The organism is Massilia sp. 01N417, assembly GCF_056399645.1.
In genome coordinates this window covers 46909-72598 of record NZ_JBFTRS010000014.1, presented here as the reverse complement: position 1 = coordinate 72598, position 25690 = coordinate 46909, and the positions used below count along the sequence as shown (strand labels likewise).

Genomic DNA, 25690 nt, shown 5'->3' with positions numbered 1-25690 from the left:
TTTTTTAGCGAATTTTCGGTGACGGTCGAAGTCCAACTGACTCACGTTCGCGTCATAACGGCTGTTCTGAAAAATCGAGTTACCGATCTTTCGTTTCCGCCTGAAATAGGAGCCGAGTTTTTCAAGACAATAGGTCGAAAGCCGTCGGAGCCAAAGGAATCAGTCCAAGCTGCGTCACGTGTGCTGAGCAGTTGTACGCTAGCTAGTTCGAAATATCGCTCTCCGGTTTGCTTATCCTGCAAGCAAGCTGAGCTTTTTATATCGCTTGCATGAAAATCTAGGGCCACTCAGTCCTCTCAAAGCCCACTTGACCCGGAATCGACCGACGCTGCCGGGATATGCTTGCGTTCGGTCTGGTTCCCGCCTATCTTGGAATCTGCATGCCAGGAGGTTTAGGCCTCGCCCATCGATCACATGTGGTGCCGCGCGAGGCGTTATGACGAAGCATCAGCGAACCATACAACTCGCCTGCCCGCAGTGCGGCACGCAATTCGTCTTCGAGTGCTGGTTCGTGATTGATGCGGAGCACCGCCCCGATTTGCTCGAACGCTGTATTGCCGACGAGATCCATGATGCACGCTGCCCACGCGGACACGTTACGCCCATCGGAGCGCCAATTCTCGTTTACGACCCCGTGCGCGGCTATGCCGTTTTTTCACCGCCTCTGGACTTCGATGAAGAGGCCCAGTCGACGTGCAGGAGTATGCTGTCACAAGTGCACGAGGAGGTTAAGGCCTGCAGACGCTCCACGTCCTTCCTGGAGCAGGTTCGCTGTGTTCCCCGCAATCGATTTTGGACTGTTCTACGGGACCTGCAGGAACCCCAGCCCGAGGGCAATGCGGTCCCCGTAGCGATTATGGCGGCCATCGATGCGCCGTTTACCGATAATGATATGCCGCGACGTATCGCTATGATTGAGACTGCTATGGCTGCGATCACGCGGCAGTCAGATCCCAACACTTGGGCTTGGCTGAACGAGCGTCTCGCGTCGTCGCTGTTCCGTCTACGACAAGGTAGGCGCGTCGACAATCTCGAGCGCGCCATCGCCGCAACAGAGGCGGCGGCCTCCGTCTACACACGAGAGGCCGCACCGGCGCGCTGGGCCGACCAGCAGTACAACCTGGCGCGCCTGCTGCTCGAACGGGAAACAGGTGACCCATATGAGAACTGTCTGCGTGCGCGAACCGTATTACACGAAGTAGTGCGGGCCAAGCGCCCAATGAATTTGCAAGTTACGCAGATCCAATCTGTGCTCGCGCGTATCGAAGCCCGCTTAAACGCCGAAGAGCGCAGGCGCGCGGCGCGCGAGCAACCCCCTCAGCGCGAACAGGTCCGTCAAACGGGGCGTCCATCACCGAACGATACGCTCATACATGAATTCAATGCGCTGCCCGAGCCCACCAATCCGAGTGATTACACCTACGCGATGGCGACCATCCGGCGCTTCCTCGCGCTGCCCGGCTTGATGGCGCCGACGCGGGCGGCCGTACGCTACCGTCTAGGACTGTATCTGTTCAAGCATAGTGGCGGTGATGGACTGGAACGAGGAAGGCTGGTTTTCATAGAGGCCGATAGCCGGCCTGGTGCAAATTTGGAGTAGCAGATCTTTGCAAGGTTCCCAAAAGCGCACTGCGGGAACCCATACCAAGGTAGCGATGTACTGCCGTTCGACGCCTGCGGCATATGCGGCTGACCGAATCCGGCGCGGGCCGCCGGGATTCTTTTGATTTTTGCGGGAAGTCATGCGAATATTTCTTGCATGACAGACCGCCTCCGCCCCATCCCTCCCGACCAATGGACCGGCGCCCAGCGCGCGGCCGCGCAAGAGATCGTCAACGGCCCGCGCGGCGCCCTCTACGGGCCATTCGTGCCGCTGCTGCGCAGTCCCGAGTTGATGGGGCATGCGCAACGCATGGGCGAATACCTGCGCTACCGCAGCGCCATCGGCGTGCGGCTGTCCGAGCTGGCGATCCTCGTCACCGCGCGCGCATGGAACCAGCAGGTCGAGTGGGCGATCCACGCACCGATCGCGCAGCAGGCCGGCATCGCGGCGGACGTGATCGACGCCATCGCGCACCGCCGGCGGCCGAAGGCGATGCCGGCCGACGAAGAGGCGGTGTACGACTTCTGCACCGAGCTGCACCGCGACAAGCGGGTCTCCGACCCCGTCTACGAGAACGCGCTGGCGCGGTTCGGCGAGCAGGGCGTGGTCGACCTGATGGGCGTGAACGGCTACTACACCTTCCTGGCGATGGTGATGAACAGCGCGCAGACCGCGGCGCCGGCGTCGAACGCGGATCCGCTGCCGGAGTAAACCGGCGTCTTAGGCCAGCGCTTCCTTGGCCGCCTGCTCCGGCGTGAACTCATCGTAGAACATGTCGGTGAACCACTCGACATTCTCTTCGATGTAGTCCTGCGCCTGCTTCTGGGTGGCGCCGCCGGCCACCAGGTGTTTTTCGACCTCGATGCACCAGTTGATCAGCGCCATCGTCTCTTCGTCGAGTTCTTCTTTCTTTGCCATCGCTTCAGCCCAATACTTTCTTGAAGAAGGCCGAGATGGCCTGGACTTCCTCGAGGCATACCGAGTGCTGCATGGCGTACTCGTGCCACTCGACCTGGTAGCCCAGCGAGACCAGCAGGTCGCGCGACTGCTCGGCGCGGGCGAAAGGCACCACGTTGTCGTGACGGCCGTGGGCCATGAAGATCGGCGTGGCCAGGCTCTCCTGGGTGCGTTCCGTCGCCAGCGTGGCGGACAGCGGCACGTAGCCCGACAGGCAGATCATGCCGGCCAGCGGTTCCGGATGGCGCAGGCCGGTCTGGATGGTCATCGCGCAGCCTTGCGAGAAACCGGCCAGGACGATGCGCGACGCCGGGATGCCGCGCGCCTTTTCGCGCGCGATGAAGGCTTCGACTTCCTTCTGCGAAGCGCGCAGGCCGTTCTCGTCTTCGCGGCGGGTCAGTTCGGCGCCGGTGATGTCGTACCAGGCGCGCATCACATAGCCGCCGTTGACGGTGACCGGCATGGTGCGCGCATGCGGGAAGATGAAGCGGATGCCAGGCAGGCCGGCCAGGTCCAGCTCGCGCACGATGGGCACGAAGTCGTTGCCGTCCGCGCCCAGGCCATGCAGCCAGATGACGGAGATTTCCGGGTTGTCGCTGGTGTCGACGGTGACGTGTTCGAGCAGCTCGCTCATGCATGCATCCTTATTTTTTCTTGGGGCGCCAGGCGGCGCACACGGTCGGATCGGTATCGATGAAGGGACCGCCGATCAGGTCGATGCAGTAGGGGACCGCGGCGAAGATGCCGTTGACGATGGTCTTGCCCTCGGCATCCTTCAGGCCCTCGAGGGTTTCCTTGATCGACTTCGGCTGGCCCGGCAGGTTCATGACCAGGGCAGCATGATCAGAAGCGGGGTCGGGCGTCTCGCGGATCACGGCCACCTGGCGCGACAGGATCGCGGTCGGCACGAAGTGCAGGCTGACCTGGCGCATCTGCTCGCCGAAGCCCGGCATCTCCTTGGTGCCGATGGCGAGGGTCGCCTCGGGCGTGACGTCGCGCCGCGCGGGGCCGGTGCCACCGGTGGTCAGCACCAGGTGGCAGCGCACCTCGTCCACCAGTTCGATGAGCACGCGCTCGATGTCGTCGCGGTTATCGGGGATCAGGCGGGTCTCGACGCGGAACGGGGTGGTCAGGGCCTTGCCCAGCCACTCCTGCAGGGCGGGGATGCCCTTGTCCTCGTACACGCCGCCGCTGGCGCGGTCCGAGACCGACACCAGGCCAATCACCAGCTCACGCGCCAGTTCCTGGCCCTTATTCTCCAGACTCATCGCCGTTGTCCTCTTCGCCTTCGCCTTCCGCGGCAGCCTTCGGCGCCTTGGCCAGGTCCTTCAGGATCTGGAAGATCTCGCGGTAGGCCTTGGGCGGCTTGTTCTCGGCCTGCTCCTTGCGCGCATTGCGGATCAGGGTGCGCAGGTGCTGCGCGTCCAGCTCCGGATGCTCGCCCAGCAGTTGGGTGAGGGCCTTGTCGTCGGCCAGCAGCTTCTCGCGGCGGCGCTCCAGCGCGTGCAGGGCGGCGGCTTCGGCCTTCGAGGTGCCCTTCCAGCTCTCGATGGTGCGCTGGATGACGGCGACTTCTTCCTCGTCGAGGGAGCGCATCATCTTGCCCACGTACTGCAGCTGGCGGCGGCGGCCTTCGTGGTTGGTGATGGTCTGGGCCATGAGGATGGCATCCTTGACCTCGTCCGGCATCGGCACGCGCTTGACGCGGTCGCGTGGCGCATCGATGAGCTGTTCGCCGAGCTTCTGCAACTCGTTACTCTGCCGCTTCAGTTCGGACTTGGAGGGGCGGTCGTATTCCGGTTCGAACTCGTCGGAGCGGAAGCCGACAGCGCCGCGGTTTGCATTTGGCATGATGATCTAGATTCGCCAAGCGCACGGCTTGACGGTAAAAACAGTAAACGGCTGCTATGATAACTGTTTTAGGGCTCGCTACGAAAAACGCACATGAACGACTCCGTCTTCACCCATACCCAGGATCAGCTCAAGCAGCTCGCACAGGACGTGCTGGCGATTGCAAAGGAAACCGGCGCCAGCGACGCGGCGGTCGAAATCAGCGAGGGTAGCGGTCTGGCGGTGACGGTGCGCAAGGGCCAGGTCGAGACCATCGAGCAGAACAAGGACAAGGGCATCGGCGTGACCGTCTACTGCGGCCAGCGCCGCGGCCATTCCAGCACCTCCGATTTCTCCAGCGCCTCGCTGCGCGCCGCCGTCGAAGCGGCCTACAACATCGCCCGCTTCACCGCCGAAGACCCGGCCGCCGGCCTGCCGGACGCCGATCTGCTGGAAATGAACCCGCGCGACCTGCGCCTGTGCTACCCCTGGGACATCGATGCCGAGGAAGCCGTGCGCATCGCCCAGAAATGCGAAGCGGCCGCCTGCGGCGTCGACAAGCGCATCACCAACAGCGAAGGCGCCAGCGTCTACGTGCAGCAGTCGCATTTCGTGGCCGCCAACAGCCTCGGTTTCTGCGCCGGCTACCCGTTCTCGCGCCACACCCTGTCGGTCGCGCCGATCGCCGGCAAGGGCAACAAGATGCAGCGCGACGACTGGTACACCTCGGCGCGCGACCCGAACAAGCTGGCCGATCCCGAAAAGGTCGGCCGCTACGCCGCCGAACGCGCCCTGGCGCGCCTGAACGCGCGCAAGCTCGACACCCGCACCTGCCCGGTACTGTTCGAAGCCCCGCTGGCCGCCGGCCTGCTCGGCTCTTTCGTCCAGGCAACCTCGGGCGGCGCCCTCTACCGCAAGTCGAGTTTCCTGCTGGATACGCTCGGCAAATCGATCTTCCCCTCGCACATCCAGATCGTCGAAGACCCGCACATCGTCGGCGCGGTCGGCTCCTCGCCCTTCGACGAAGAAGGCGTGCGCACCCAGACCCGCAAGGTCGTCAGCGATGGCGTGCTGCAGGGCTATTTCCTGTCTTCTTACTCGGCACGCAAGCTGGGCATGCAGACCACCGGCAATGCCGGCGGCTCGCACAACCTGGAAATGCTGTCGAAGGAAACGAAGATCGCCGATACCTTCGAAGGCATGCTGCGCAAGATGGGCACCGGCCTGCTGGTCACGGAACTGATGGGGCAGGGCACCAACTACGTCACCGGCGACTATTCGCGCGGCGCGTCCGGCTACTGGGTCGAGAACGGCGTGATCCAGTATCCGGTCGAAGAGATCACCATCGCCGGCAACATGAAGGACATGTTCCAGTCCATCGTCGGCATCGGCAATGACGTGCTGACGCGCGGCAACAAGTCGACGGGTTCGATCCTGATCGAGAAGATGGTGATTGCTGGCAGCTGAGCCTTGGCTGCTCAAATATTCTAATCGTTGTTAGGCGCTAGGCGTGCAGCCATGTCCAAGGCAGCCGCTATGATCGATGAGCTGATCTCCAGACCCAACTTGTCGGTCATTGAAATCCGCCCATAGAACTCCTCATCGCGCGATGCAATAAATCCCTTTGTGCTCGCGCGCTCTTGGGCGCTTACCACTATCCGCACGCGGCGTATTTCAAGCGGATCACTAAACATGTTTTCTAGTGTTTCTGCCGATATCTTTCCGGAAATCCGAGATGGCGGATCGTTTTCTGTGCTGTCATAAAGAGAAAAAGTGGAATCAATCAGGACTCCATGGACTTCTTCTGGCTGCAGCGCGAAATCATATGGTTCTGCATCGATCGCCTGGACTTCCACTCGATCATGTATAAGGCTGAGTACGGAAATATAATATAGAGGCCGCGGATAAATATCGCCAACCATTCCCTTGCTCTGGACTTGCTCTGCAAAATAAATGCGCGTGACGTATAATTTGTTTTTTTTAGCAAGGAAATGTAATTCAATCCTGGACTTCAATGGACGTATTCCGTCTTGCTCGACTCGATACCATTCAAAGAAGCCTCCACACTGCATATCGATAGGCGAACCTGACAGCTTTCCATTTCGCCAATCGCTTTCCCGGTAGAGCATGTGGGATGAAATATGTTCAGCCAAATCTTCTGTGGCGGAAATTCGATTTGCGCTCTTCCATCCTCCTTGTCGAGAGAGGTAAGCGTCAGTAGTTGTGATAATTTCGCTGACGATTTCAGTGCCCGATCCTGCGACATAACAAGTTCCGAAGTTGTTTGTCATGACTTTTTTCGGAAGATTGTGAATGAACGGAACTCGCCGTCCGCTAGGGCCGCGAAGGATGCCGAGTAAATTGAACTTCTCACGGCCTTTGAGGCGATTCAGGACACGTTCGAGCATTTCGGCGGTAACGTGAGCCCCAGCGTCATATAGGAATGTGTTGAGGAAGGTCTTGGACCATTCGGACCAAAAATCAAACGCTGCCTTGCAGTCGCCCGAGAAGGACAATATGCCGGAATTGTTTGGAAGGATAAAAGTTTTCCTCCCCAGTCTGGCAATATACCAAAGGTCTTCAGCGGAGCCCCACTCGGACTTGATGCTTCCAAGCGCAGGAAGCCAGACTTCCTTTCTTGGATTCGGATCTGCTCCTTTCGCACTGAGAAAGGTGTCTGCTAAAACATGCGGATCATTTTCAATATTGAGCAGGGCAATAGCTGTCATGTTGCTCTCACTTGCAAGCTGATGTCGTCAGCCCGTTTTCTATAGTAACCAGGCGGGCTTAAAAAACTGAGGTTCTTCCAAGTATAATGACATAACCCCGATGCTTGAAATGGTTTCTGCAGTCAATGATGGGCATCGAATAACGTAAATGTGCAGATGCTCAGCGTCAAGTAACAAGAAAGATATCATATGAACATTCTCGCCGCCGCCACCAAGCGCCACACCGCCAAGGCCTACGACCCGGCCCGCCGCGTCCCCGACGAGCTGATGCAGCAGATCTACGGTCTGCTGCGCAACAGCCCGTCCTCGGTCAACTCCCAGCCCTGGCACTTCATCGTCGCCAGCACGCCGGAAGCCAAGGCCCGCATGGCCAAGGGCGCCCAAGGCGGTTTCATCTACAACGAACCGAAGATCCTCAACGCCTCGCACGTGATCCTGTTCTGCGTGCGCGCCGATGCCGACCAGCAACACCTCGACAGCATCCTCGAGCAGGAGCAGCGCGACGGCCGCTTCCGCGACGAAGCCGCCAGGGCCGGCCAGGCCAAGGGCCGCCTGGGCTATGTGAACCTGCACCGCTACACCCAGAAAGACCTGCCGCAGTGGCTGGAAAAACAGGTCTACATCGCCCTCGGCACCGCCATGCTGGGCGCCGCCAACCTGGGCATCGACACCACGCCGATGGAAGGCATCGACGTCGCCGCCCTGGACGCGGAATTCGGCCTGCACGAGCGCGGCCTCACCAGCCTGGTCATGCTGAGCTTCGGCTACCACGCCGAGACCGACTTCAACGCCGGCCTGCCGAAGTCGCGCCTGCAGGAAGAGCAGGTCTTCACTTTCCTGTGATGTTCAGATAACGATGCGGAAGGGCCGGAGCACGGGAAACCAGGCCCGCTCGAGGAGTTTCATGAATCCTTCGCGGGTCGGGTAGCCCTCGTTCTCCCAGTCTTCCGCGTAGTGTGCCGGGTCGGTCGCCAGCACCCCGCGGCTGTCGACGTGGAACACGCGCTCGAGGGGTGAGTGGAATTCTGCCAGCACCTCGTCGTTCACCACGTCGATCATCCGCTTCATGACTTCGGTGCGGAAGGCCAGGTCGGGATCGACGTTGGCGTCGTCCATGATGGTCGTGAGCCAGCCGCCATGGCTGTTGACGAAGCCGCGGCCGTCGGGCACCGGGTAGTCGTAGCCGTTCAGGAAGATCGGCTGCTGCCAGGTGGTCTTGCGGCAGGCCCAGCGGATGGCGCGGATGATGCCGTTCAGGCCTTCACTGATGTGATACAGCATCAGGTCCAGGCGCGCCGGCGAGAAGCAGGCGGCCGGATCGGCGGCGGACGAGCAATCGTCGCGCAGCGCCAACCGGTGCTCGAGCGCATCGTTGGCGAAGCCGCCGAGATAGACTTCGCTGAAATGGCAATCCGGCGACAGGTGCATGCGGATCACGCTGGCAAACGCGCCGTCGCCGATGTATTCGTTCAGCCTGGCGCCATTGAAGCCGAGCAGGCGGATGGCCGCATGCTCGGGCGCGACCTTCGGATGTTCGACCAGGGCGTGGAGCAGGGTCTGGTCGGCATGCCAGAACCAGGCGTCGCCCAGCGCCAGTCCGGCGGGAGGCAGCGCTCCCGCAGCCGGACTTTCCCCTGGCCGATAGACATTGCCCATCCCGTTCTCCGCAGTTTCCCTGGCGCTGGCCGCCGCTCATGCTTTTGACAGGGGGCGGCGCAGGCCGGTTCCCGGCCGGGCAAGGACTTACTTGATCGCGCGGACCGCCTGCAGCACCGGCTGCAGCACGGCGGCACCCAGGCGGGCGCTGCGCGCGCCATCCCAGCCCACTTGCGGATCCGGGTCGTTGGCGTTGTCCTTGAACGGCAGTTCGAGGGTCAGCGACAGGCAGCCGAAGGCGTGGGTGATGTGCGGCGAGCCCATGGTCAGGGTCTCTTCGGTGTAGGGCGTTTCGCCATAGCCGTGCACGTCCTGGAAGTCCGGGCTGGCCACCATGAAGGCGTCCGAGAAGGCTTTCTGGGCGGCGGCCTGTTCGGCCGTGAAGTTCGGCAGCGATTCGCTGCCGGCGATGAACACGTAGGGCAGGCCTTCGTCGCCGTGCACGTCGAGGCACATGTCGACGCCGACTTCGTGCATCTTCTGCTTGACGAGGAAGACTTCCGGGCTGCGTTCCATGGTCGGGTTCAGCCACTCGCGGTTCAGGTTGGCGCCGGCGGCATTCGTGCGCAGGTTGCCGCGCACCGAGCCGTCCGGGTTCATGTTCGGCACCACGTAGAACACCGATTCTTTCAGCAGCTGGCGGCCGAAGGGGTGAGCGGGATCGAGCAGGGCGTCGAGCATGCCCTCGACGAACCACTCGGCCATCGTCTCGCCCGGGTGCTGGCGTGCGATCACCCACACTTTTTTCTTCTCCGGCGAAGGTTCGCCGATGATCAGCATGTTCAGGTCGCGGCCGTCGACGGTCGAGCCGAGGTCGACCATGCGCACCTGCTCGGACAGCTGGGCGCGGTCCAGCAGCTCCAGGTGGCGCTCCCACGAGTAGGGCTCGAAGTAGGCGTAGTAGACGCTGTCCATGGCCGGGGTGTGCTCGATGGTCAGCACCTGGCCGTCGAAGCTGGTCGGCACGCGGAACCAGTTGATGCGGTCATAGCTCGCCATCGCGTTGTAGTCTTCCCAGCCCTTCGGGTAGGCCGACTGGCCGGCGTTGAGCAGGCGGATCGTGCAGGGCTGGGCCTGCGCGCCCTGCAGGCGGAAGTAGAACCACTGGATGATGTCGGCGTGCGAATCCTTGCGGATGTTCAGGTCGATGGCGTTCGCGCTCGTGGCGTTCACGATATCGATGGCGCCAGCGTCGAACTGGCTGCTGATCTTGATAGACATGGTGTGTCCTGTAGTGGGGACCTCGTCAAACCTGCTGCGCGTTGCATTTTCGGCCTGCGATGCTCGCCGTACCGTAAGTACGGCTGCGCTTCTCGGCCGAAACTGCGGCCGCTCGCTACGGTTTGACGAGGTCCTGTTATTTGAGTGGTAGGGCGTGCATCATACCCATGACTCGTTTCGGTGCGCAAATCGGCTCGCCTGTTGCCGGTCAAATGTCGGCCATCCGGCTTTTGCTAAGGTGCTCGTTTGGGAGGACAAACATGAAGAACGAAATTCGTGTCGCGCGTGCCGAAATCACCAGCATCGACAGCCAGGGCTTCTGGCTGCGCTGCCATCGGGAAGAGCTGTACCTGCCATTCACCATGTTCCCCTGGTTCGAGCACGCGACCGTGGCGCAGCTGTGCCGGGTCGAGTGCTTCGGCGATACCTGCCTGTACTGGCCGGGGCTGGACCTGGAGCTGGGTGTGGAGAGTATCCGGCTGTCGATGACGGCGCCTCAGCGCAATCCGCCGAACCTGTCGTAGAAGCCGGCATCAGCGCCGGGCGCTTCCGGATCCTCGCGCCGCAGCACCTCCATCAGGTGGGCCTCGGCCCTTTCCCAGGTCAGCCGGTAGATCGCCTGCGCCAGTGCATAGGCCTCCGAGCCCGGCCAGGGATGCGGCAGCAGGGCCAAAGGCAGCATCGGATCGTGCAGCTGGACGCGGCGGTAGGCGTGGATCAGGAGGCTGCGCACCACGAACGAGGCCTCGGGCGTGAGGCCGGTCTCCTCGCGCAGGGTCGCCAGCAGGGGCGTGAATTCGTCGATGAAGCGGCGGTAGTCGGACACCACGCCGGACAGGTCCCAGCCCTCCTGCACCAGCTCGCCCAGCGGACGCGAGCCGGCATCCGGCAGTTCGGCGGCGCTGCAGACGAAGATCTTTCCGCCGGCCTTGATCCGGTCCAGGATCTCGGCCAGCGGCGCGGGATCGGCGGCCGGATGCGCCAGCAGGCCCGGCGCCAGCATCGCATAACCTTCCCACTCGAGTTCCTTGCGCACGGCCGTGCGCAGGCTGGCGTCGATGCTGCCGTTCGGTGCCATGACGATGGTCCAGCGGCCGTCCCAGTCGAGTCCCGGCGGGGCGTAGATGCGGCGGTTCGCGCGTTCGAAGCGCGGACGCGCCTCCGGCAGCAGGGCATAGCTGCTGCGCCGTCCCTCGCGGTTGGCCACCAGCCAGCCTTCCTGCACCAGGCGGAACACGCTGGTGCGCACCAGGCGGTCGGTCACGCCCATCGGCGCCACCAGTTCGATCAGGCTGCCCAGCCAAAGGCGCGCGCCGTGCGGGGCGATGGCGTCGCCGAAGATGGTCATTACCAGCGACTTGGAGCGCGGCGGATCGGTGGCGAGGAAGCGGTTTATCCACTCGTTGCTGGTGAGCATTTTCATATGATTACTTTACCGCAATCACGACGCAGCCGACAGCTCTTGCATCACGACATGATTCAAAATTTTGGTGTACATCGCGTTTTTTGTATCGTATTATGGATTCAGTCAGAACACAAACGGAGACAGCCATGTACGCCCAGATGGTAGAAACCGGCCTCAAGAAAGTGCAGACCCGCGACGACATGAGCGCGGAAGAACAGGCTTTCCAGGCCCGCATCGACGCCGGCGTCAAGATCGAGCCGAAGGACTGGATGCCCGAGGCTTACCGCAAGACCCTGGTGCGCCAGATCTCGCAGCACGCCCACTCGGAAATCGTCGGCCAGCTGCCGGAAGGCAACTGGGTCACGCGCGCCCCCACGCTCAAGCGCAAATCGATTCTACTGGCGAAGATCCAGGACGAAGCCGGCCACGGCCTCTACCTGTACAGCGCCGCCGAAACCCTGGGCGTCTCGCGCGACGAGCTGCTCGAGGCCCTGCATTCCGGCAAGGCCAAGTATTCGAGCATCTTCAATTACCCGACGCTGACCTGGGCCGACATCGGCGCGATCGGCTGGCTGGTCGACGGCTCCGCCATCATCAACCAGATCCCGCTTTGCCGCTGCTCCTATGGCCCGTATGCGCGCGCCATGATCCGCGTGTGCAAGGAAGAGTCCTTCCACGCGCGCCAGGGCTACGACATCATGATGCAGCTGGCCAAGGGGACGCCCGAGCAGAAGGCGATGGCCCAGGATGCGCTGAACCGCTGGTGGTGGCCCTCGCTGATGATGTTCGGCCCGTCGGACGCCGAATCGGTCAACAGCGCGCAATCGACCCAGTGGCGGATCAAGCTGTTCTCGAACGACGAACTGCGCCAGCGCATGGTCGACCAGACCGTGCCGCAAGCCGAATTCCTCGGCCTCACCATCCCCGACCCGAAGCTGAAGTGGAACGAGGAACGTGGCCACTACGATTTCGGCGAGATCGACTGGGACGAGTTCTACAACGTCCTGAAGGGCAACGGCCCCTGCAACAAGGATCGCCTGCGCACGCGGGTGAAGGCCTGGGAAGACGGCGAGTGGTTCCGCGATGCGCTGGTGGCGTATGCGGACAAGCAGGCGGACAAGAAAGCCGCAGCGTAAGCACAACCACCGTCGTTCCCGCCTTCGCAGGGGCGACGGCTGACACGGAGACACAAAAATGAGCAAAGAATGGCCGCTGTGGGAAGTCTTCATCCGCAGCCAGCACGGACTCGCCCACAAGCACGTCGGCAGCCTGCATGCACCGGACGCCGAGATGGCGATCAACAATGCGCGCGACGTCTACACGCGCCGTAACGAAGGCGTCTCGATCTGGGTCGTGAAGGCGGCCGACATCGTCGCCTCCAGCCCGAGCGACAAGGACGCGCTGTTCGAGCCGTCCAACAGCAAGGTCTACCGCCACCCGACCTTCTTCCCGATGCCGGAAGAAGTCAAGAACCTGTGAGGCCGGCCGTGGACGCAAACAATGCCAAGGTCGAATACCTCCTGCGCCAGGGCGACAACGCCCTGATCCTGTCCCAGCAGCTGTCCCAGCTGTGCGGCAAGGGCCCGGCGCTCGAAGAGGACATGGCGCTCACCAACGTCGCCCTCGACCTGCTCGGCCAGACGCGCATGTGGCTGACCTACGCCGGCGAACTCGAAGGCCATGGCCGCGACGAGGACCGCCTGGCCTACCTGCGCGACAGCCGCGAGTTCCGCAACTGCCTGCTGGTCGAGCAGCCGAACGCCGACTATGCCCAGGTCATGGTGCGCCAGTTCTTCTTCGATACCTGGCACTACTTCCTGATGCGCGACCTCCTTGCCTCGACCGACAGGCGCATCGCCGAGATCGCGGAAAAGTCGCTCAAGGAAGTCACCTACCACTTGCGCCGCAGCGGCGACCTGGTGGTGCGCCTGGGCGACGGCACGCCGCTCAGCCACGCGAAGATGCAGGCCGCCGTCGACGAGCTGTGGACCTATGCCGGCGAGATGTTCATCTACGACGCGGTCGACGAGGCCATGGTGGCGCAGGGTGTGGCGCCGCGCGCCGCGCCGCTGCTCGACGCCTTCCTGCAGCACGTCGGCGAAGTGCTGGCCGAGGCGACCCTGGCGATGCCGTCGCCGGACGCCTACATGCAGCGCGGCGGCAAGCAGGGCCGGCATACCGAGCGCCTCGGCTACATCCTGGCCGAGATGCAGTCCCTGCAGCGCGCCTATCCCGGCGCGGATTGGTAAGGTAACAGCATGAGCGAGCAGACCGTGACCGATACTGCCCAGGTCTGGGCCTGGCTCGGCGAGGTGCCCGATCCCGAGATCCCGGTGATCTCGGTGGTCGATCTCGGCATCGTGCGCGAGGTCGCCGTCGACGGCGATACCGGCGAATGCGTGGTCACGATCACGCCGACCTATTCCGGCTGCCCGGCCATGCAGGTGATCGCCGAGGACGTGGAAGCGGCCCTGCGCGCGCGCGGACTCCAGCGCGTGCGCATCGCCACCCGCCTGTCGCCGGCCTGGACCACCGACTGGATGAGCGAGGCCGGCAAAGCGGCCCTGAAGGGCTATGGCATCGCACCGCCGGTGCAGCAGGTGATCGACATCAGCGCCTTGAAGCACGGCGTCAAACGCCATGCGATCCAGGAGCCGGAAGTCCCGTGCCCGCACTGTGGTTCCCGCCACACCCTCGCCACCAGCCAGTTCGGCTCGACCCCGTGCAAGGCGCTGTACCGCTGCCTCGATTGCCGCGAGCCCTTCGACTACTTCAAGTGTCATTAAAACGATGAGCAAATTCCATCCACTCACCGTCGCCAAGGTGAAGCACGAAACGCGCGACGCGATCGCGGTCACCTTCGACGTGCCGCCGCAGCTGAAGGAAGCATTCAAATACCAGCAGGGCCAGCACCTGACCCTGCGCGCGATGATCGACGGCGAGGACGTGCGCCGCTCGTACTCGATCTGCTCGGCGGTGCAGGACGATCGCCTGCGCGTGGCGATCAAGCGCGTGAACGGCGGCCTGTTCTCGACCTGGGCCAACGAATGCATCCGCCCCGGCGTCACCATCGACGTGATGCCGCCCGAGGGCCGCTTCAACCTGCCGCTCGAACCGGAGAGCCGCCGCCACTACCTGGCCTTCGCGGCCGGCAGCGGCATCACGCCCATCCTCTCGATCATCAAGACCACCCTGATGGCCGAGCCGCACAGCCGCTTCACCCTGCTGTACGGGAACCGCGCCTCGTCGTCGGTGATCTTCCGCGACGAGCTGACTGACCTGAAGGACCAGTACCTGGAGCGCCTGAACCTGGTCTACATCATGAGCCGCGAGCCCCAGGACATCGAGCTGTTCCACGGCCGCATCACCGAAGACAAGTGCCGCGACCTGTTCCGGCACTGGCTGCGCGTGGAGAACGTCGACTACGCCTTCATCTGCGGGCCCGAAGACATGATGCATGGCGTCTCGGCCGCACTGGAGGAAGCCGGCATGCCGAAGGAGCGCATCCGCATCGAACTGTTCGCGGCCAGCGCGGCAAAGAGCGAACGCAAGCCGCGCCCGGTGACGGCGGAACCGCGCCACCAGACCGAAGTCACGGTGGTCATGGACGGTGTCCACGCCAGCTTCACGATGGACAAGGACAAGGAATCGCTGCTGGACGCCGGCCTGCGCGCCGGTATCGACATGCGCTACTCCTGCAAGGGCGGCGTGTGCTCGACCTGCCGCTGCAAGGTGCTGGAAGGGCAGGTGGACATGGACGTCAACTATGCGCTCGAAGACTACGAAGTGGCGCGTGGCTTCGTGCTGAGCTGCCAGAGTTTTCCGGTGACGGATAAGATCGTGGTTGATTTTGATGTGCACGATTGAGCCAGCCCGTCGCCCCCGCGAAGGCGGGATCCAGGGATAACAACAACGAGGAGACACCCATGACCTACGAATCCATCCAGTTCACCATCGCCAACGGCATCGCCGTCCTCACCCTCAACCGCCCCGATCGCCTGAACAGCTTCACCAAGGCCATGCACGGCGAAGTCCGCGACGCCCTGGACAAGCTCCAGGCCGACAAGACCGTCCGCGTGCTGGTGCTGACCGGCGCCGGGCGCGGCTTCTGCGCCGGCCAGGACCTGAACGACCGCGCCGTCGAGCCGGGTGCGCCCGGCGTCGACCTCGGCGAATCGGTCGAAAAATACTATGCGCCGCTGGTGACCACCCTGCGCACCCTGCCGATGCCGGTGATCTGCGCAGTGAACGGCGTGGCGGCCGGCGCCGGCGCCAACCTGGCGCTGGCCTGCGACATCGTGCTGGCCGCGAAGTCCGCCAGCTTCATCGAAGCCTTCTGCAAGCTGGGCCTGATCCCCGACACCGGCGGCACCTGGGTGCTGCCGCGCCTCATCGGTCCGGCGCGCGCAATGGGCCTGGCCCTGCTGGGCGACAAGCTGCCGGCCGAGAAGGCCGAGCAATGGGGCCTGATCTGGCGCTGCGTGCCGGACGAGGCGCTGATGGACGAGGCGATGGCGATGGCCGAGCACTTCGCCAAGGCGCCGACCAAGGGCCTGGCCTTCACCAAGAAAGCCATGCTGGCCAGCTGGACCAACACCCTCGAGCAGCAACTGCAGCTGGAAGCCGGCATGATGCGCGAACTGGGCTACAGCCACGACTATCGCGAGGGCGTGGCCGCCTTCATCGAGAAGCGCCTGCCTCACTTCAAGGGAGAATGAGCGATGGTCCAGGCACTGGAGAAGGGTAGCGTCGTCGCCGTGGTCGGCAGCGGCGCGATGGGCTCGGGCATCGCCCAGGTGGCAGCCAGCGCCGGCCACCAGGTGCGCCTCTACGACACGCGGCCCGAAGCCGTCGCCAAGGCGATCGCCGGCATCGGCAAGGCTTGGGACAAGCTGGTCGAGAAAGGCCGCATGGGCGCGGATGAAGCCAGCCTGGCGCGCGAGCGCCTGCAGCCGGCCGCATCGACGGCGGAGCTGAAGGACGCCGCGCTGGTGGTCGAAGCCATCGTCGAAGACCTGGAGGTCAAGCGCGGGCTGTTCGCCGAACTCGAAGACATCGTCGCGCCGGGCTGCATCCTGGCCACCAAYACCTCGTCGATCTCGGTGACGGCCATCGCCGCCCGGCTGAAGCGCCCGGAGCGCCTGGTCGGCATGCACTTCTTCAATCCGGTGCCGCTGATGGCGCTGGTCGAAGTGATCAGTGGCGTCGCCACCGACAAAGGCGTGGCGGACACGGTCTACGCCACCGCCGAAGCCTGGGGCAAGAACCCGGTGCACGCGAAGTCGACCCCGGGCTTCATCGTCAACCGCGTGGCGCGCCCCTACTATGCGGAGGCCCTGCGCCTGCTGCAGGAACAGGCGGCCGATGCGGCCACGCTGGATGCCGTGATGCGCGACGCGGGCGGCTTCCGCATGGGACCCTTCGAGCTGATGGACCTGATCGGCCATGACGTCAACTTCTCGGTCACGCAATCGGTGTTCAAGGCCTATTTCGGCGACCCGCGTTTCACGCCTTCGGTACTGCAGCAGGAGCTGGTGAACGCCGGTTTCCTCGGCCGCAAATCGGGCCGCGGCTTCTACCGCTATGGCGAGGGCGTGGCTGCGCCGGCGGCCCAGGCCGAGCCGGCGGCGGAGATGCCGACGACGGTGCGCATCACGCGCCAGCGCGACCTCAGCGATCCGGTCTTCGACGCGCTGCAGGCCGTGGTCACCGAGCGCCTGGCGGCGCATGGGATCACGCCGAGCCATCCCTCGATGTTCGACGGCACCGACACCCGCGAAGAGCCGGCCTTCCATACGCACGGCGCCGCGATCTACCTGACCGACGGCCGCAGCGCCACCCAGCGCGCAGCCGACGACAATCACCCGAACACCGTGCTGTTCGACTTGCTGCTCGACCCGGCCAGGGCCACCCGCATCGCGCTGGCGAAAGCCGACCAGTGCAGCGAGGAAGCCTGGCGCGGCGCGGTCGGCCTGTTCCAGGCGGCCGGCTTCACCGTCACGCGCCTGGACGACGTGCCCGGCATGGCGGTGATGCGCACCGTCGCCATGCTGGCCAACGAGGCGGCGGACGCCGTCAACCAGGGCGTGTGCAGTGCGCGCGCCGTCGACGTCGCCATGCAGAAGGGCGTGAACTATCCGCGCGGACCGCTGGCCTGGGCCGATGCGGTGGGCCTGCGCCATGTCGCCGCCGTACTGCACAACCTGGCGGCCACCTATGGCGAAGACCGCTATCGCGTGTCGCCGCTGTTGCGCCGCAAGCTGGCGGCCGATCCGGAAGGAGCGAGATTCCATGCAGTTTGATACCCGTGAACGTGCGCAGCAGCTGGCCGAACTGGCCGGCAAGACCATGTTCGAACGCGACCCGGCCAGCCAGCGCCTCGGCATGACCCTGGACCAGATCCGCCCGGGCTATGCGCGCATGAGCATGCGCGTACGCGAGGACATGCTGAACGGCCACGGCACCTGCCATGGCGGCTATATCTTCATGCTGGCCGACAGCGCCTTCGCCTTCGCCTGCAACTCGCACAACTTCAACACGGTCGGCGCCGGCTGCAGCATCGATTACCTGTCGCCGGGACGCGAAGGCGACCTGCTGACGGCCGAGGCGGTCGAACAGGCACTGTCCGGCAAGACCGGTGTCTACGACATCGTGGTCACCAACCAGGAGGGGCGCAAGGTCGCGCTCTTCCGCGGCAAATCCCACCGTGTGAACGGCATGGTGGCGGAAACGGGCAATACCCAGTAATCAAGCAAGGAGAGTCAGATGGTGCAGCGTATTCCTCAACCCGGCGATCTCGAACCCATCGAGCGCGCCAGCCGCGACGAGCTGCAGGCTGTGCAGCTCGAGCGCCTGAAACAGACGCTGCGGCACGCCTACGAGAACGTGGCGCACTACCGCCGCGCCTTCGATGAAAAGGGCGTGCACCCGGACGACCTCAAGACGCTCGCCGACCTGGCGAAATTCCCCTTCACCGACAAGAAGACGCTGCGCGACAACTACCCCTTCGGCCTGTTCGCGGTGCCGCGGGAACAGGTGGTGCGCGTGCATGCCTCGTCCGGCACCACCGGCAAACCGACCGTGGTCGGCTACACCAGGCGCGACATCGATACCTGGGCCGACCTGGTGGCGCGCTCGATCCGCGCGGCCGGCGGCCGTCCGGGCGACATGGTCCACGTCGCCTACGGCTACGGCCTGTTCACCGGCGGCCTCGGTGCCCATTACGGTGCCGAGCGCCTTGGCTGCACCGTGGTGCCGATGTCGGGCGGCCAGACCGAGAAACAGGTCCAGCTGATCCAGGACTTCAAGCCCTCCATCATCATGGTCACGCCCTCGTACATGCTGAACATCGTCGAGGAATTCAAGCGTCAGGGCATCGATCCGGCCACGTCCTCGCTGCAGGTCGGCATCTTCGGCGCCGAGCCCTGGACCGACGCCATGCGCCGCGAGATCGAGCAGGGCGCCGGCATCGACGCGGTCGACATCTACGGCCTGTCCGAAGTAATGGGCCCGGGCGTGGCCAGCGAATGCATCGAGAGCAAGGACGGCCCGGTGATCTGGGAGGATCACTTCTACCCCGAGATCATCGACCCGGACACCGGCGAAGTGCTGCCCGACGGCGCCGAGGGCGAGCTGGTGTTCACCTCGCTGTCGAAAGAGGCCCTGCCCATCATCCGCTACCGCACCCGCGACCTTACGCGCCTGCTGGCGCCGACCTCGCGTTCGATGCGCAGGATGGGAAGAATCACGGGCCGCTCGGACGATATGCTGATCATCCGCGGCGTGAACGTCTTCCCCAGCCAGGTCGAGGAGCAGGTCCTGAAGATGCCGGCGCTGGCCCCCCACTACCAGCTGGTGGTGAGCAAGGACGGCCACCTCGACAAGCTGGAAGTGCGCTGCGAGCTGCGCCCGGGTGAGTTCGCGGAAGACCAGGTGCAGGCCCTGGCCCAGGAGCTGAAGCACCGCATCAAGACCTATATCGGCGTGACCACCAGCGTGAACCTGCTTCCCAGCCAGGGCATCGAACGTTCGATGACGGGCAAGGCGCGGCGCGTGGTCGACCAGCGCAACAAATAATCCGAGGAGATTCTTTCATGACTGATGCATTCATCGTCGACGCCATCCGCACCCCCTTCGGCCGCTTCGGCGGCGCGCTGGCAAACGTGCGTGCCGACGACCTGGCCGCGCTGCCGATCGCGGCGCTGATCGACCGCAATCCGACCGTCGACTGGAGCAAGGTCGACGACGTCTATTACGGCTGCGCCAACCAGGCCGGCGAGGACAACCGCAACGTGGCGCGCATGGCGGCCCTGCTGGCCGGCCTGCCGCCCTCGGTTCCGGGAACGACCATCAACCGCCTGTGCGGCTCCAGCCTGGATGCGGTCGGCATGGCCGCACGTGCGATCCGCACCGGCGAAGCGCATTTGATCATCGCCGGCGGCGTCGAGAGCATGACCCGCGCGCCCTTCGTGATGGGCAAGGCGGACAGCGCCTTCTCGCGCACGGCGAAGATCGAGGACACCACCATCGGCTGGCGCTTCGTGAACCCGAAGATGAAGGCGGAATACGGCATCGACTCGATGCCGGAGACGGCCGAGAACGTGGCGCGCGATTTCAATGTCTCGCGTGCCGACCAGGATGCCTTCGCGCTGCGCAGCCAGCAGAAGTGGGCAGCGGCGAACGCCGCCGGCGTGTTCAAGGAAGAGATCGTGCCGGTCACGCTGCATGGGAGGAAAGGCGAATCGCGCGTGTTCGACACCGACGAGCATCCGCGCCCGGACGTCAGCCTGGAAGGCCTGGCCAAGCTGAAGGGCGTGGTGACGCCGGACGGCTCGGTCACCGCGGGGAACGCCTCCGGCGTGAACGACGGCGCCTGCGCGCTGCTGCTGGCGTCGAGCGCCGCCATCGAACTGTACAAGCTGACCCCGCGCGCCCGCGTGCTCGGCATGACCAGCGTCGGCCTGGAGCCGCGCATCATGGGCTTCGGCCCGGCGCCGGCGACCAAAAAGCTGCTGCAAATGACCGGCCTGACCATCGAGCAGATGGACGTGATCGAACTGAACGAAGCCTTCGCCTCGCAAGGCCTGGCGGTGCTGCGCGACCTCGGCCTGCGCGACGACGACCCGCGCGTGAACCCGAACGGCGGCGCGATCGCCCTCGGCCACCCGCTGGGTGCGTCCGGCGCGCGCCTGGTGACGGCCGCCGTGAACCAGTTGCACCGCACCGGCGGCCGCTATGCGCTGTGCACGATGTGCATCGGCGTCGGCCAGGGCATCGCCCTCATCGTCGAGCGGGTCTGAGATGCCCATCTACGAAATCGACAGCATCCGCCCGGTGGTCCACCCGAGCGCCTACGTGCACCCGACCGCCGTGCTGATCGGCGACGTGATCGTCGGCCCGCGCTGCTACGTCGGCCCGCTGGCCTCGCTGCGCGGCGACTTCGGCCGCCTGGTCCTGGAAGAGGGCGCCAATCTGCAGGACACCTGCGTGATGCACGGCTTCCCGGAAGACGACACGGTGGTCGAAGTGGACGGCCACATCGGCCACGGCGCCGTGCTGCACGGCTGCCGCGTGGGCCGCAACGCCATGGTCGGCATGAATGCGGTGGTGATGGACAAGGCCGTGGTCGGCGCGGAATCCATCGTCGGCGCGGCGGCCTTCGTGAAAGCCGGCATGGCGATCCCGCCGCGCAGCCTGGTGCTGGGAGCGCCGGCCAAGGTGATCCGCGAAGTGTCGGATGAGGAGATCGCGTGGAAGAGTTATGGGACGCGGCAGTATCACGACCTGGCGCTGCGGTCGATGAAGTCGCTGCGGGAGGTCGAGGCGCTGACCGAGGTCGAGCCGGGCCGTGGGCGGCTGGTGTTCGATGAGCCGCACAAACCGAAAAAATAGCCGCGTGATTGCACGCAAACTTGGATTCCCGCCTGCGCGGGAATGACGCTCCTGAGGCCAGCTACCTCCCGCCCGTCGTCCCCGCGAAGGCGGGGACCCAAGGAAAAGCATCCGAATTCGAAAACACTGACGTTAGACCAAACCGACTGACGGAGACGAAACAAATGACCCCAACCACCCTGCAAAGCTACATCGCCGGCCGCTGGCAAGGCCAGCAAGCCCACCAGCCCCTGCACAGCGCCCTGGACAACCAGCTGATCTACCACACCCACGCGGAAAAGATCGACTTCGACGAAGCCCTGGGTTACGCCCGCAAGCAGGGCGTACGCGAGCTGATGGCGCTCGATTTCCAGAAGCGCGCCCAGCGCCTGAAGGCTCTGGCGCTCCATCTCATGGAACGGAAAGAAGAGCTGTACGAAATCTCGCACCTGACCGGCGCCACCCGCCCGGACAGCTGGGTCGACGTCGAAGGCGGCATCGGCACCCTGTTCGCCTACGCCAGCATGGGCTCGCGCGAGCTGCCGTCGTCGAACGTGTTGCATGAAGGCCCGGCCATGGCGCTGGGCAAGCGCGGCGGCTTTGCCGGCACCCACATCCTGGTGCCACGCGGCGGCGTGGCGGTGCACATCAACGCCTTCAACTTCCCGATCTGGGGGTTGCTCGAGAAATTCGCGCCCAGCTTCCTGGCTGCCATGCCCTGCATCGCCAAGCCGGCCACCGCCACCAGCTACCTGACCCATGCCGTGGTCAAGATGATGATGGAATCGGGCCTGGTGCCGGAAGGCAGCCTGCAGCTGGTGATCGGCTCCACCGGCGACCTGCTGGACCGCTTGACCGGTTTCGATGCCGTCACCTTCACCGGCTCGGCCGACACTGCCGCCAAGCTGCGCGCCAACACGAACCTGATCCGCGAAGCCGTGCCTTTCACGGCCGAAGCCGACTCGCTGAACGCCGCCATCCTGGCGCCGGACGTCGGTCCGGACGACGAGGAGTTCGACCTCTTCGTCAAGGAAGTCGCGCGCGAGATGACCGGCAAGGCCGGCCAGAAGTGCACGGCGATCCGCCGCATCATCGTGCCGGAACAGCACGTCGATGCGCTGGGCGAGCGCCTGCGCGCACGCCTGTCGAAGATCGTGGTCGGCAATCCGAAAGTCGAGGGCGTGCGCATGGGCGCGCTGGCCTCGATGGACCAGCACCGCGACGTCTCGGAACGCGTAGAGATGCTCGCGCGCGGCAACGAAGTCCTGTTCAGCGCCCGCGACGGCTTCAAGCCGGTGGGTGACAACTGCGCCAGTGGCGCCTTCTTCTCGCCGACCCTGATCCTGTGCCGCAACGGTTTGAGCAACGATGCCGTGCACGACGTCGAAGCCTTCGGCCCGGTCAGCACCATGATGAGCTACCGCGACATCGACGAAGCCCTGCACCTGGCCGCGCGCGGCAAGGGCAGCCTGGTGACGACCCTGGTGACCAAGGACCCGGCGATCGCCGCGCACGCGGTGCCGGTGGCGGCTGCCTCGCACGGCCGCGTACACATCCTCGACCGCGTGTCGGCCGTCGATTCGACCGGTCACGGCTCGCCGTTGCCGCAGCTGAAGCACGGCGGCCCGGGCCGCGCCGGCGGTGGCGAAGAACTGGGCGGCATCCGCGCCGTGAAGCACTTCCTGCAGCGCGCCGCGGTGCAGGGTTCGCCGACCATGCTGACGGCGGTAACCGGCGAATACGTGCGCGGCGCCGAGGTCAAGGAAACCGAGGTGCATCCGTTCCGCCGCTGGTTCGAAGACCTGGAAATCGGCCACTCGCTGCTGACCCACCGCCGCACCGTGAGCGAGGCGGACATCGTCAACTTCGGCGGCGTGTCGGGCGACTACTTCTACATGCACTTCGACGAGATCGCGGCCAAGGACACGCAATTCGGCAAGCGCATCGCCCACGGCTACTTCGTGCTGTCGGCGGCGGCCGGCCTGTTCGTGTCGCCGGCGCCGGGTCCGGTACTGGCCAACTACGGCCTCGACAACCTGCGCTTCGTGGCGCCGGTGGCGATCGGCGACACCATCCGCGCCCGCCTCACCTGCAAGCGCAAGGTCGACCGCAACCGCACCGACGAGCAGGGGCGCGGGCAGGGCGTGGTGGCGTGGGATGTGCAGGTGACCAACCAGCATGATGAGCTGGTGGCGAGTTATGACATTCTGACGCTGGTGCAGAAGCGCGGCTGAAAAATCACCGTCGTCCCCGCGCAGGCGGGGACCCAAGTTCTGCGCGCGCTAACGAAACGCATACAAACTTGGATCCCCGCCTGCGCGGGGACGACGTTTACAGGCTAGCTCAAGTAAGCCAGCCGCCTGCCACCCTCATCCGGCTCGAACAAGACCAGCTCCTTCATCACCCGCGTCAAGCCCACATATAAATGCCGCACCTCATTGGTGGCATCCCTGGTCCGCACGAACTCGTCCTGCGCCAGGAAAGGCATCAGCACATAGGGCCACTCGCGCCCCTTGGCCGCCTGGATGGTGGTCACCCGCACCAGGCTGCGGCGCGTGCCGATGCTGTTCGCATTCTTCGACCTGCGCACCAGCGCGACGTCGTTTTCCATCTGCGAGAGCAGGGCCAGGAATTGCGCCGCCGGCACCTGGCCGTGGGTCGAAGCGAAGCGTAGGAAAGCGTCGATCGAGCGGCGGGCGGAGGCGACGCGGTCGCGGCTGACGAAGGCGCGGCTGGTGGCGTCGTGCAGGTCGACCTGGTCGCGCAGCATGGCCAGCAGCTCGTAGGCACTCGCCGTCCCTGCCATCGACGCCATTTTCTCGATCACCGGCCGGATCAGGTTCTTGGACTGGCGCGCCTGCGGGCTGTCGAATTCGGTCTCGCGCAGCAGCGCGCCGTCGAAGAAGCTCTTCAGCACTTCCGGGGTGCGCCTCACCTCGTCCTGCGCATAGCCCAGCACCGAGCGGCGTTCGGCCCATTCCAGCTTCCAGTGCTTGGGATCGCGCGTCAGGTAGAAGTAGCGCGACAGCGCCAGCACCATCTGCACGCAGGTGTCGGCGTGGGCGCGGCCGTGCAGGGCCGAGTAATCGTTGCTGACGTAGTGCAGGATCCCGCGCAGCAGCAGGATCTCGGGCAGCAGCAGGAAGGTCTCGAAGCCGTCGCACTTGTACGGGATCTTCGCTTCCATCAGCGCGGTCTCGATCTCGATGCTCTGGTCGACGTCGCGCAGCACCACCGCGAAGTCGCGGTTGCTCGGCTTCGGGCGCCCCTTCTGCAGGCTTTCCTTGATGGCCTCGGCCACCAGGCGCGCGCAGTCGCCCGGCTGCGAGGGGTCGTAGCGCATGCGGCGCACGAGGGTGTCGCGGTCCGGGCGGCCTTCGCAGCCGTTGTGGGTCAGGCCGTCGGCAAGCCGCGCCGGATCGTTGCCGAAGCGGTAGGACATCCCCAGCGGGAAGCGCCTGGCGTCCGGACGGTAGGCTTCCATGAAGCGCAGGCCGGAAAACACCGGGTCGGCGCCGCGGTCGCGGTTGATGGTCTGGTCCTTGTCGCCGGCCACCACCAGGCGCGCGCCGCGCCGCAGCCGCGCCAGCAGCTCGAACTCCGCCGCGTTCACGTCATGCCATTCGTCGACCAGGTACAGCGACCAGCGGCGCAGTTCCTGGGCCAGCGCCGGCTGGCGCTGCAGCAGGTAGACCAGGTCGGCGACGGCGTCGTTCGGGCCCTGCCAGCGGAATTCCTCGGGGTAGGGGTGGCGCTGTGCCTCGTACTCGCGGATGATGTCCGCGATCGGGTCCGGCTGGCCGGCCAGCTCGCCGTCGCCGCTTTCGTCGTAGTCGGCATCGTCGCGGTCGTCCATGTCGTCGTCGTGGGACTCGGCGTCTTTCGGCGCGAAGGCGCGGGTCTCCAGCGCGGCCTTCAACTGGGCCAGGCGGCGCGCGATGTCGTCCAGGTGCTGGTTGTTCTCGTCGAGGCCGAAATTGAAGTCGCTGCGGATGCCCTGTTCCTCGTAGCGCTGCCAGACGCGCGCGGCGGCGTCGACCAGTTCGCCGCGGATGCCTTCGACGTCCTGGTGCACCACCGGGCGGCCGATGCGGCCCTTCTCGGCCAGGTCTTCGATCAGCTGGCGCGCGAAGTCCTCGACCGTCATCACGAAGATCGCGCTGTCTTCGCCGACTTCCTCCTTCAGCTTTTCATGGAAGCGCAGGCGCGCGCCGCGCGAGAAGCACAGGGCCAGGATCGCGCGTTCGGACAGGCCGCCGTCGCAGGCATGGCGCGCTTCCATCGCCAGCGTGGTGGTCTTGCCGGCACCGGCGACGGCGTCGATCAGCTTGACTTTGTTGGGGGACTGCAGGATGGCAGCCTGCTGGCTGTTTGCTTGCGTGGACATGCGTGTGGTTCCGGCTTTTTGGCTACTATACA

Annotated in this window: 26 protein-coding genes; 17 read left to right on the top strand and 9 right to left on the bottom strand. The window is 64.8% G+C overall.

The window, feature by feature from the left end; genetic code table 11:
• Positions 1–436: 436 nt before the first annotated feature.
• Together AC1DOQ_RS15970 and AC1DOQ_RS15965 are read left to right on the top strand one after the other, a co-directional pair.
• On the top strand, positions 437–1600 hold the full coding sequence (locus AC1DOQ_RS15970) for a CpXC domain-containing protein (RefSeq protein ID WP_477366060.1): 1164 nt from the start codon (positions 437–439) through the stop codon (positions 1598–1600).
• Positions 1601–1759: 159 nt separating this feature from the next.
• Positions 1760–2314, top strand: a complete 555-nt coding sequence (locus AC1DOQ_RS15965) for a carboxymuconolactone decarboxylase family protein (RefSeq protein WP_477366057.1) — start codon at positions 1760–1762, stop codon at positions 2312–2314.
• 9 nt (positions 2315–2323) lie between these two features.
• Here AC1DOQ_RS15965 and AC1DOQ_RS15960 read toward each other — a convergent pair whose 3' ends face one another.
• Genes AC1DOQ_RS15960 through yjgA form a run of 4 tightly spaced genes read right to left on the bottom strand, consistent with a single transcriptional unit; the run spans position 2324 to position 4411 of the window.
• The gene (locus AC1DOQ_RS15960; RefSeq protein WP_441934518.1) at positions 2324–2521 is read right to left on the bottom strand and encodes a hypothetical protein; all 198 of its coding nucleotides are present in this window, start codon (positions 2519–2521) and stop codon (positions 2324–2326) included.
• Positions 2522–2525: 4 nt separating this feature from the next.
• The gene (locus tag AC1DOQ_RS15955; protein WP_477366054.1) at positions 2526–3194 is read right to left on the bottom strand and encodes an alpha/beta hydrolase; all 669 of its coding nucleotides are present in this window, start codon (positions 3192–3194) and stop codon (positions 2526–2528) included.
• A 10-nt stretch (positions 3195–3204) separates the two neighbouring features.
• A complete protein-coding gene (mog, locus tag AC1DOQ_RS15950) occupies positions 3205–3828 on the bottom strand; it encodes a molybdopterin adenylyltransferase (protein ID WP_477366051.1) in 624 nt (207 codons plus the stop codon).
• On the bottom strand, positions 3812–4411 hold the full coding sequence (gene yjgA, locus AC1DOQ_RS15945) for a ribosome biogenesis factor YjgA (protein WP_477366048.1): 600 nt from the start codon (positions 4409–4411) through the stop codon (positions 3812–3814). The genes mog and yjgA overlap by 17 nt, the downstream gene beginning before the upstream one ends.
• Before the next feature lie 93 nt (positions 4412–4504).
• On the opposite strand from yjgA, the gene pmbA reads away from it, so the two are divergent.
• Positions 4505–5857: a metalloprotease PmbA gene (gene pmbA / locus AC1DOQ_RS15940; RefSeq protein ID WP_477366045.1), complete on the top strand. Its 1353-nt coding sequence runs from the start codon at positions 4505–4507 to the stop codon at positions 5855–5857.
• A 20-nt stretch (positions 5858–5877) separates the two neighbouring features.
• Here the strand turns inward: pmbA and AC1DOQ_RS15935 are convergent, their stop codons facing one another.
• A complete protein-coding gene (locus tag AC1DOQ_RS15935) occupies positions 5878–7119 on the bottom strand; it encodes a hypothetical protein (protein WP_477366042.1) in 1242 nt (413 codons plus the stop codon).
• A gap of 189 nt (positions 7120–7308) precedes the next feature.
• Between AC1DOQ_RS15935 and nfsB the strand changes: the two genes are divergently transcribed.
• Positions 7309–7962 carry an oxygen-insensitive NAD(P)H nitroreductase gene (nfsB, locus tag AC1DOQ_RS15930; protein ID WP_477366039.1) on the top strand — a complete coding sequence of 218 codons (654 nt, stop codon included), beginning with the start codon at positions 7309–7311 and terminating at the stop codon, positions 7960–7962.
• Positions 7963–7965: 3 nt separating this feature from the next.
• Here the strand turns inward: nfsB and AC1DOQ_RS15925 are convergent, their stop codons facing one another.
• Both AC1DOQ_RS15925 and AC1DOQ_RS15920 read right to left on the bottom strand, forming a co-directional pair.
• Entirely contained in the window at positions 7966–8775 is an 810-nt protein-coding gene (locus tag AC1DOQ_RS15925; protein ID WP_477366036.1) for a hypothetical protein, read from the bottom strand.
• An 87-nt stretch (positions 8776–8862) separates the two neighbouring features.
• Entirely contained in the window at positions 8863–9996 is a 1134-nt protein-coding gene (locus AC1DOQ_RS15920; RefSeq protein ID WP_477366033.1) for a M14 family metallopeptidase, read from the bottom strand.
• A gap of 260 nt (positions 9997–10256) precedes the next feature.
• Between AC1DOQ_RS15920 and AC1DOQ_RS15915 the strand changes: the two genes are divergently transcribed.
• Positions 10257–10520, top strand: coding sequence for a DUF2442 domain-containing protein (locus AC1DOQ_RS15915; RefSeq protein ID WP_477366030.1), 264 nt, complete (start codon positions 10257–10259; stop codon positions 10518–10520).
• Here AC1DOQ_RS15915 and paaX read toward each other — a convergent pair.
• Positions 10493–11419, bottom strand: coding sequence for a phenylacetic acid degradation operon negative regulatory protein PaaX (gene paaX, locus AC1DOQ_RS15910; protein WP_477366027.1), 927 nt, complete (start codon positions 11417–11419; stop codon positions 10493–10495). The two genes, AC1DOQ_RS15915 and paaX, sit on opposite strands and share 28 nt — an antisense overlap.
• A gap of 128 nt (positions 11420–11547) precedes the next feature.
• On the opposite strand from paaX, the gene paaA reads away from it, so the two are divergent.
• The 12 genes from paaA (at position 11548) to paaZ (ending at position 23505) form a co-directional block, all read left to right on the top strand.
• Positions 11548–12537 carry a 1,2-phenylacetyl-CoA epoxidase subunit PaaA gene (gene paaA / locus AC1DOQ_RS15905; RefSeq protein ID WP_477366024.1) on the top strand — a complete coding sequence of 330 codons (990 nt, stop codon included), beginning with the start codon at positions 11548–11550 and terminating at the stop codon, positions 12535–12537.
• A gap of 58 nt (positions 12538–12595) precedes the next feature.
• Complete coding sequence (gene paaB, locus AC1DOQ_RS15900) at positions 12596–12880, top strand: 1,2-phenylacetyl-CoA epoxidase subunit PaaB (RefSeq protein WP_047821541.1); 285 nt, start codon at positions 12596–12598, stop codon at positions 12878–12880.
• An 8-nt stretch (positions 12881–12888) separates the two neighbouring features.
• Positions 12889–13650: a 1,2-phenylacetyl-CoA epoxidase subunit PaaC gene (paaC, locus tag AC1DOQ_RS15895; protein ID WP_477366021.1), complete on the top strand. Its 762-nt coding sequence runs from the start codon at positions 12889–12891 to the stop codon at positions 13648–13650.
• Positions 13651–13659: 9 nt separating this feature from the next.
• Positions 13660–14187: a 1,2-phenylacetyl-CoA epoxidase subunit PaaD gene (gene paaD / locus AC1DOQ_RS15890; protein ID WP_477366018.1), complete on the top strand. Its 528-nt coding sequence runs from the start codon at positions 13660–13662 to the stop codon at positions 14185–14187.
• A gap of 4 nt (positions 14188–14191) precedes the next feature.
• Positions 14192–15268 (top strand): 1,2-phenylacetyl-CoA epoxidase subunit PaaE, encoded by a 1077-nt coding sequence (gene paaE / locus AC1DOQ_RS15885; protein ID WP_477366015.1) that lies wholly within the window; start codon positions 14192–14194, stop codon positions 15266–15268.
• A 59-nt stretch (positions 15269–15327) separates the two neighbouring features.
• Positions 15328–16119 carry a 2-(1,2-epoxy-1,2-dihydrophenyl)acetyl-CoA isomerase PaaG gene (paaG, locus tag AC1DOQ_RS15880; protein WP_477366012.1) on the top strand — a complete coding sequence of 264 codons (792 nt, stop codon included), beginning with the start codon at positions 15328–15330 and terminating at the stop codon, positions 16117–16119.
• A gap of 3 nt (positions 16120–16122) precedes the next feature.
• The gene (paaH, locus tag AC1DOQ_RS15875; protein ID WP_477366010.1) at positions 16123–17703 is read left to right on the top strand and encodes a 3-hydroxyacyl-CoA dehydrogenase PaaH; all 1581 of its coding nucleotides are present in this window, start codon (positions 16123–16125) and stop codon (positions 17701–17703) included.
• Positions 17693–18148, top strand: a complete 456-nt coding sequence (paaI, locus tag AC1DOQ_RS15870) for a hydroxyphenylacetyl-CoA thioesterase PaaI (RefSeq protein WP_477366007.1) — start codon at positions 17693–17695, stop codon at positions 18146–18148. The genes paaH and paaI overlap by 11 nt, the downstream gene beginning before the upstream one ends.
• An 18-nt stretch (positions 18149–18166) precedes the next feature.
• Positions 18167–19477: a phenylacetate--CoA ligase PaaK gene (gene paaK / locus AC1DOQ_RS15865; RefSeq protein WP_477366004.1), complete on the top strand. Its 1311-nt coding sequence runs from the start codon at positions 18167–18169 to the stop codon at positions 19475–19477.
• A 17-nt stretch (positions 19478–19494) separates the two neighbouring features.
• Positions 19495–20700, top strand: a complete 1206-nt coding sequence (pcaF, locus tag AC1DOQ_RS15860) for a 3-oxoadipyl-CoA thiolase (protein ID WP_477366001.1) — start codon at positions 19495–19497, stop codon at positions 20698–20700.
• Position 20701: 1 nt separating this feature from the next.
• A complete protein-coding gene (gene paaY, locus AC1DOQ_RS15855) occupies positions 20702–21292 on the top strand; it encodes a phenylacetic acid degradation protein PaaY (protein WP_477365998.1) in 591 nt (196 codons plus the stop codon).
• Positions 21293–21456: 164 nt separating this feature from the next.
• Positions 21457–23505 (top strand): phenylacetic acid degradation bifunctional protein PaaZ, encoded by a 2049-nt coding sequence (gene paaZ / locus AC1DOQ_RS15850; RefSeq protein ID WP_477365995.1) that lies wholly within the window; start codon positions 21457–21459, stop codon positions 23503–23505.
• A 104-nt stretch (positions 23506–23609) separates the two neighbouring features.
• On the opposite strand, the gene AC1DOQ_RS15845 is transcribed toward paaZ, so the two are convergent.
• Positions 23610–25658 (bottom strand): UvrD-helicase domain-containing protein, encoded by a 2049-nt coding sequence (locus tag AC1DOQ_RS15845; RefSeq protein ID WP_477365992.1) that lies wholly within the window; start codon positions 25656–25658, stop codon positions 23610–23612.
• Positions 25659–25690 lie beyond the last annotated feature (32 nt).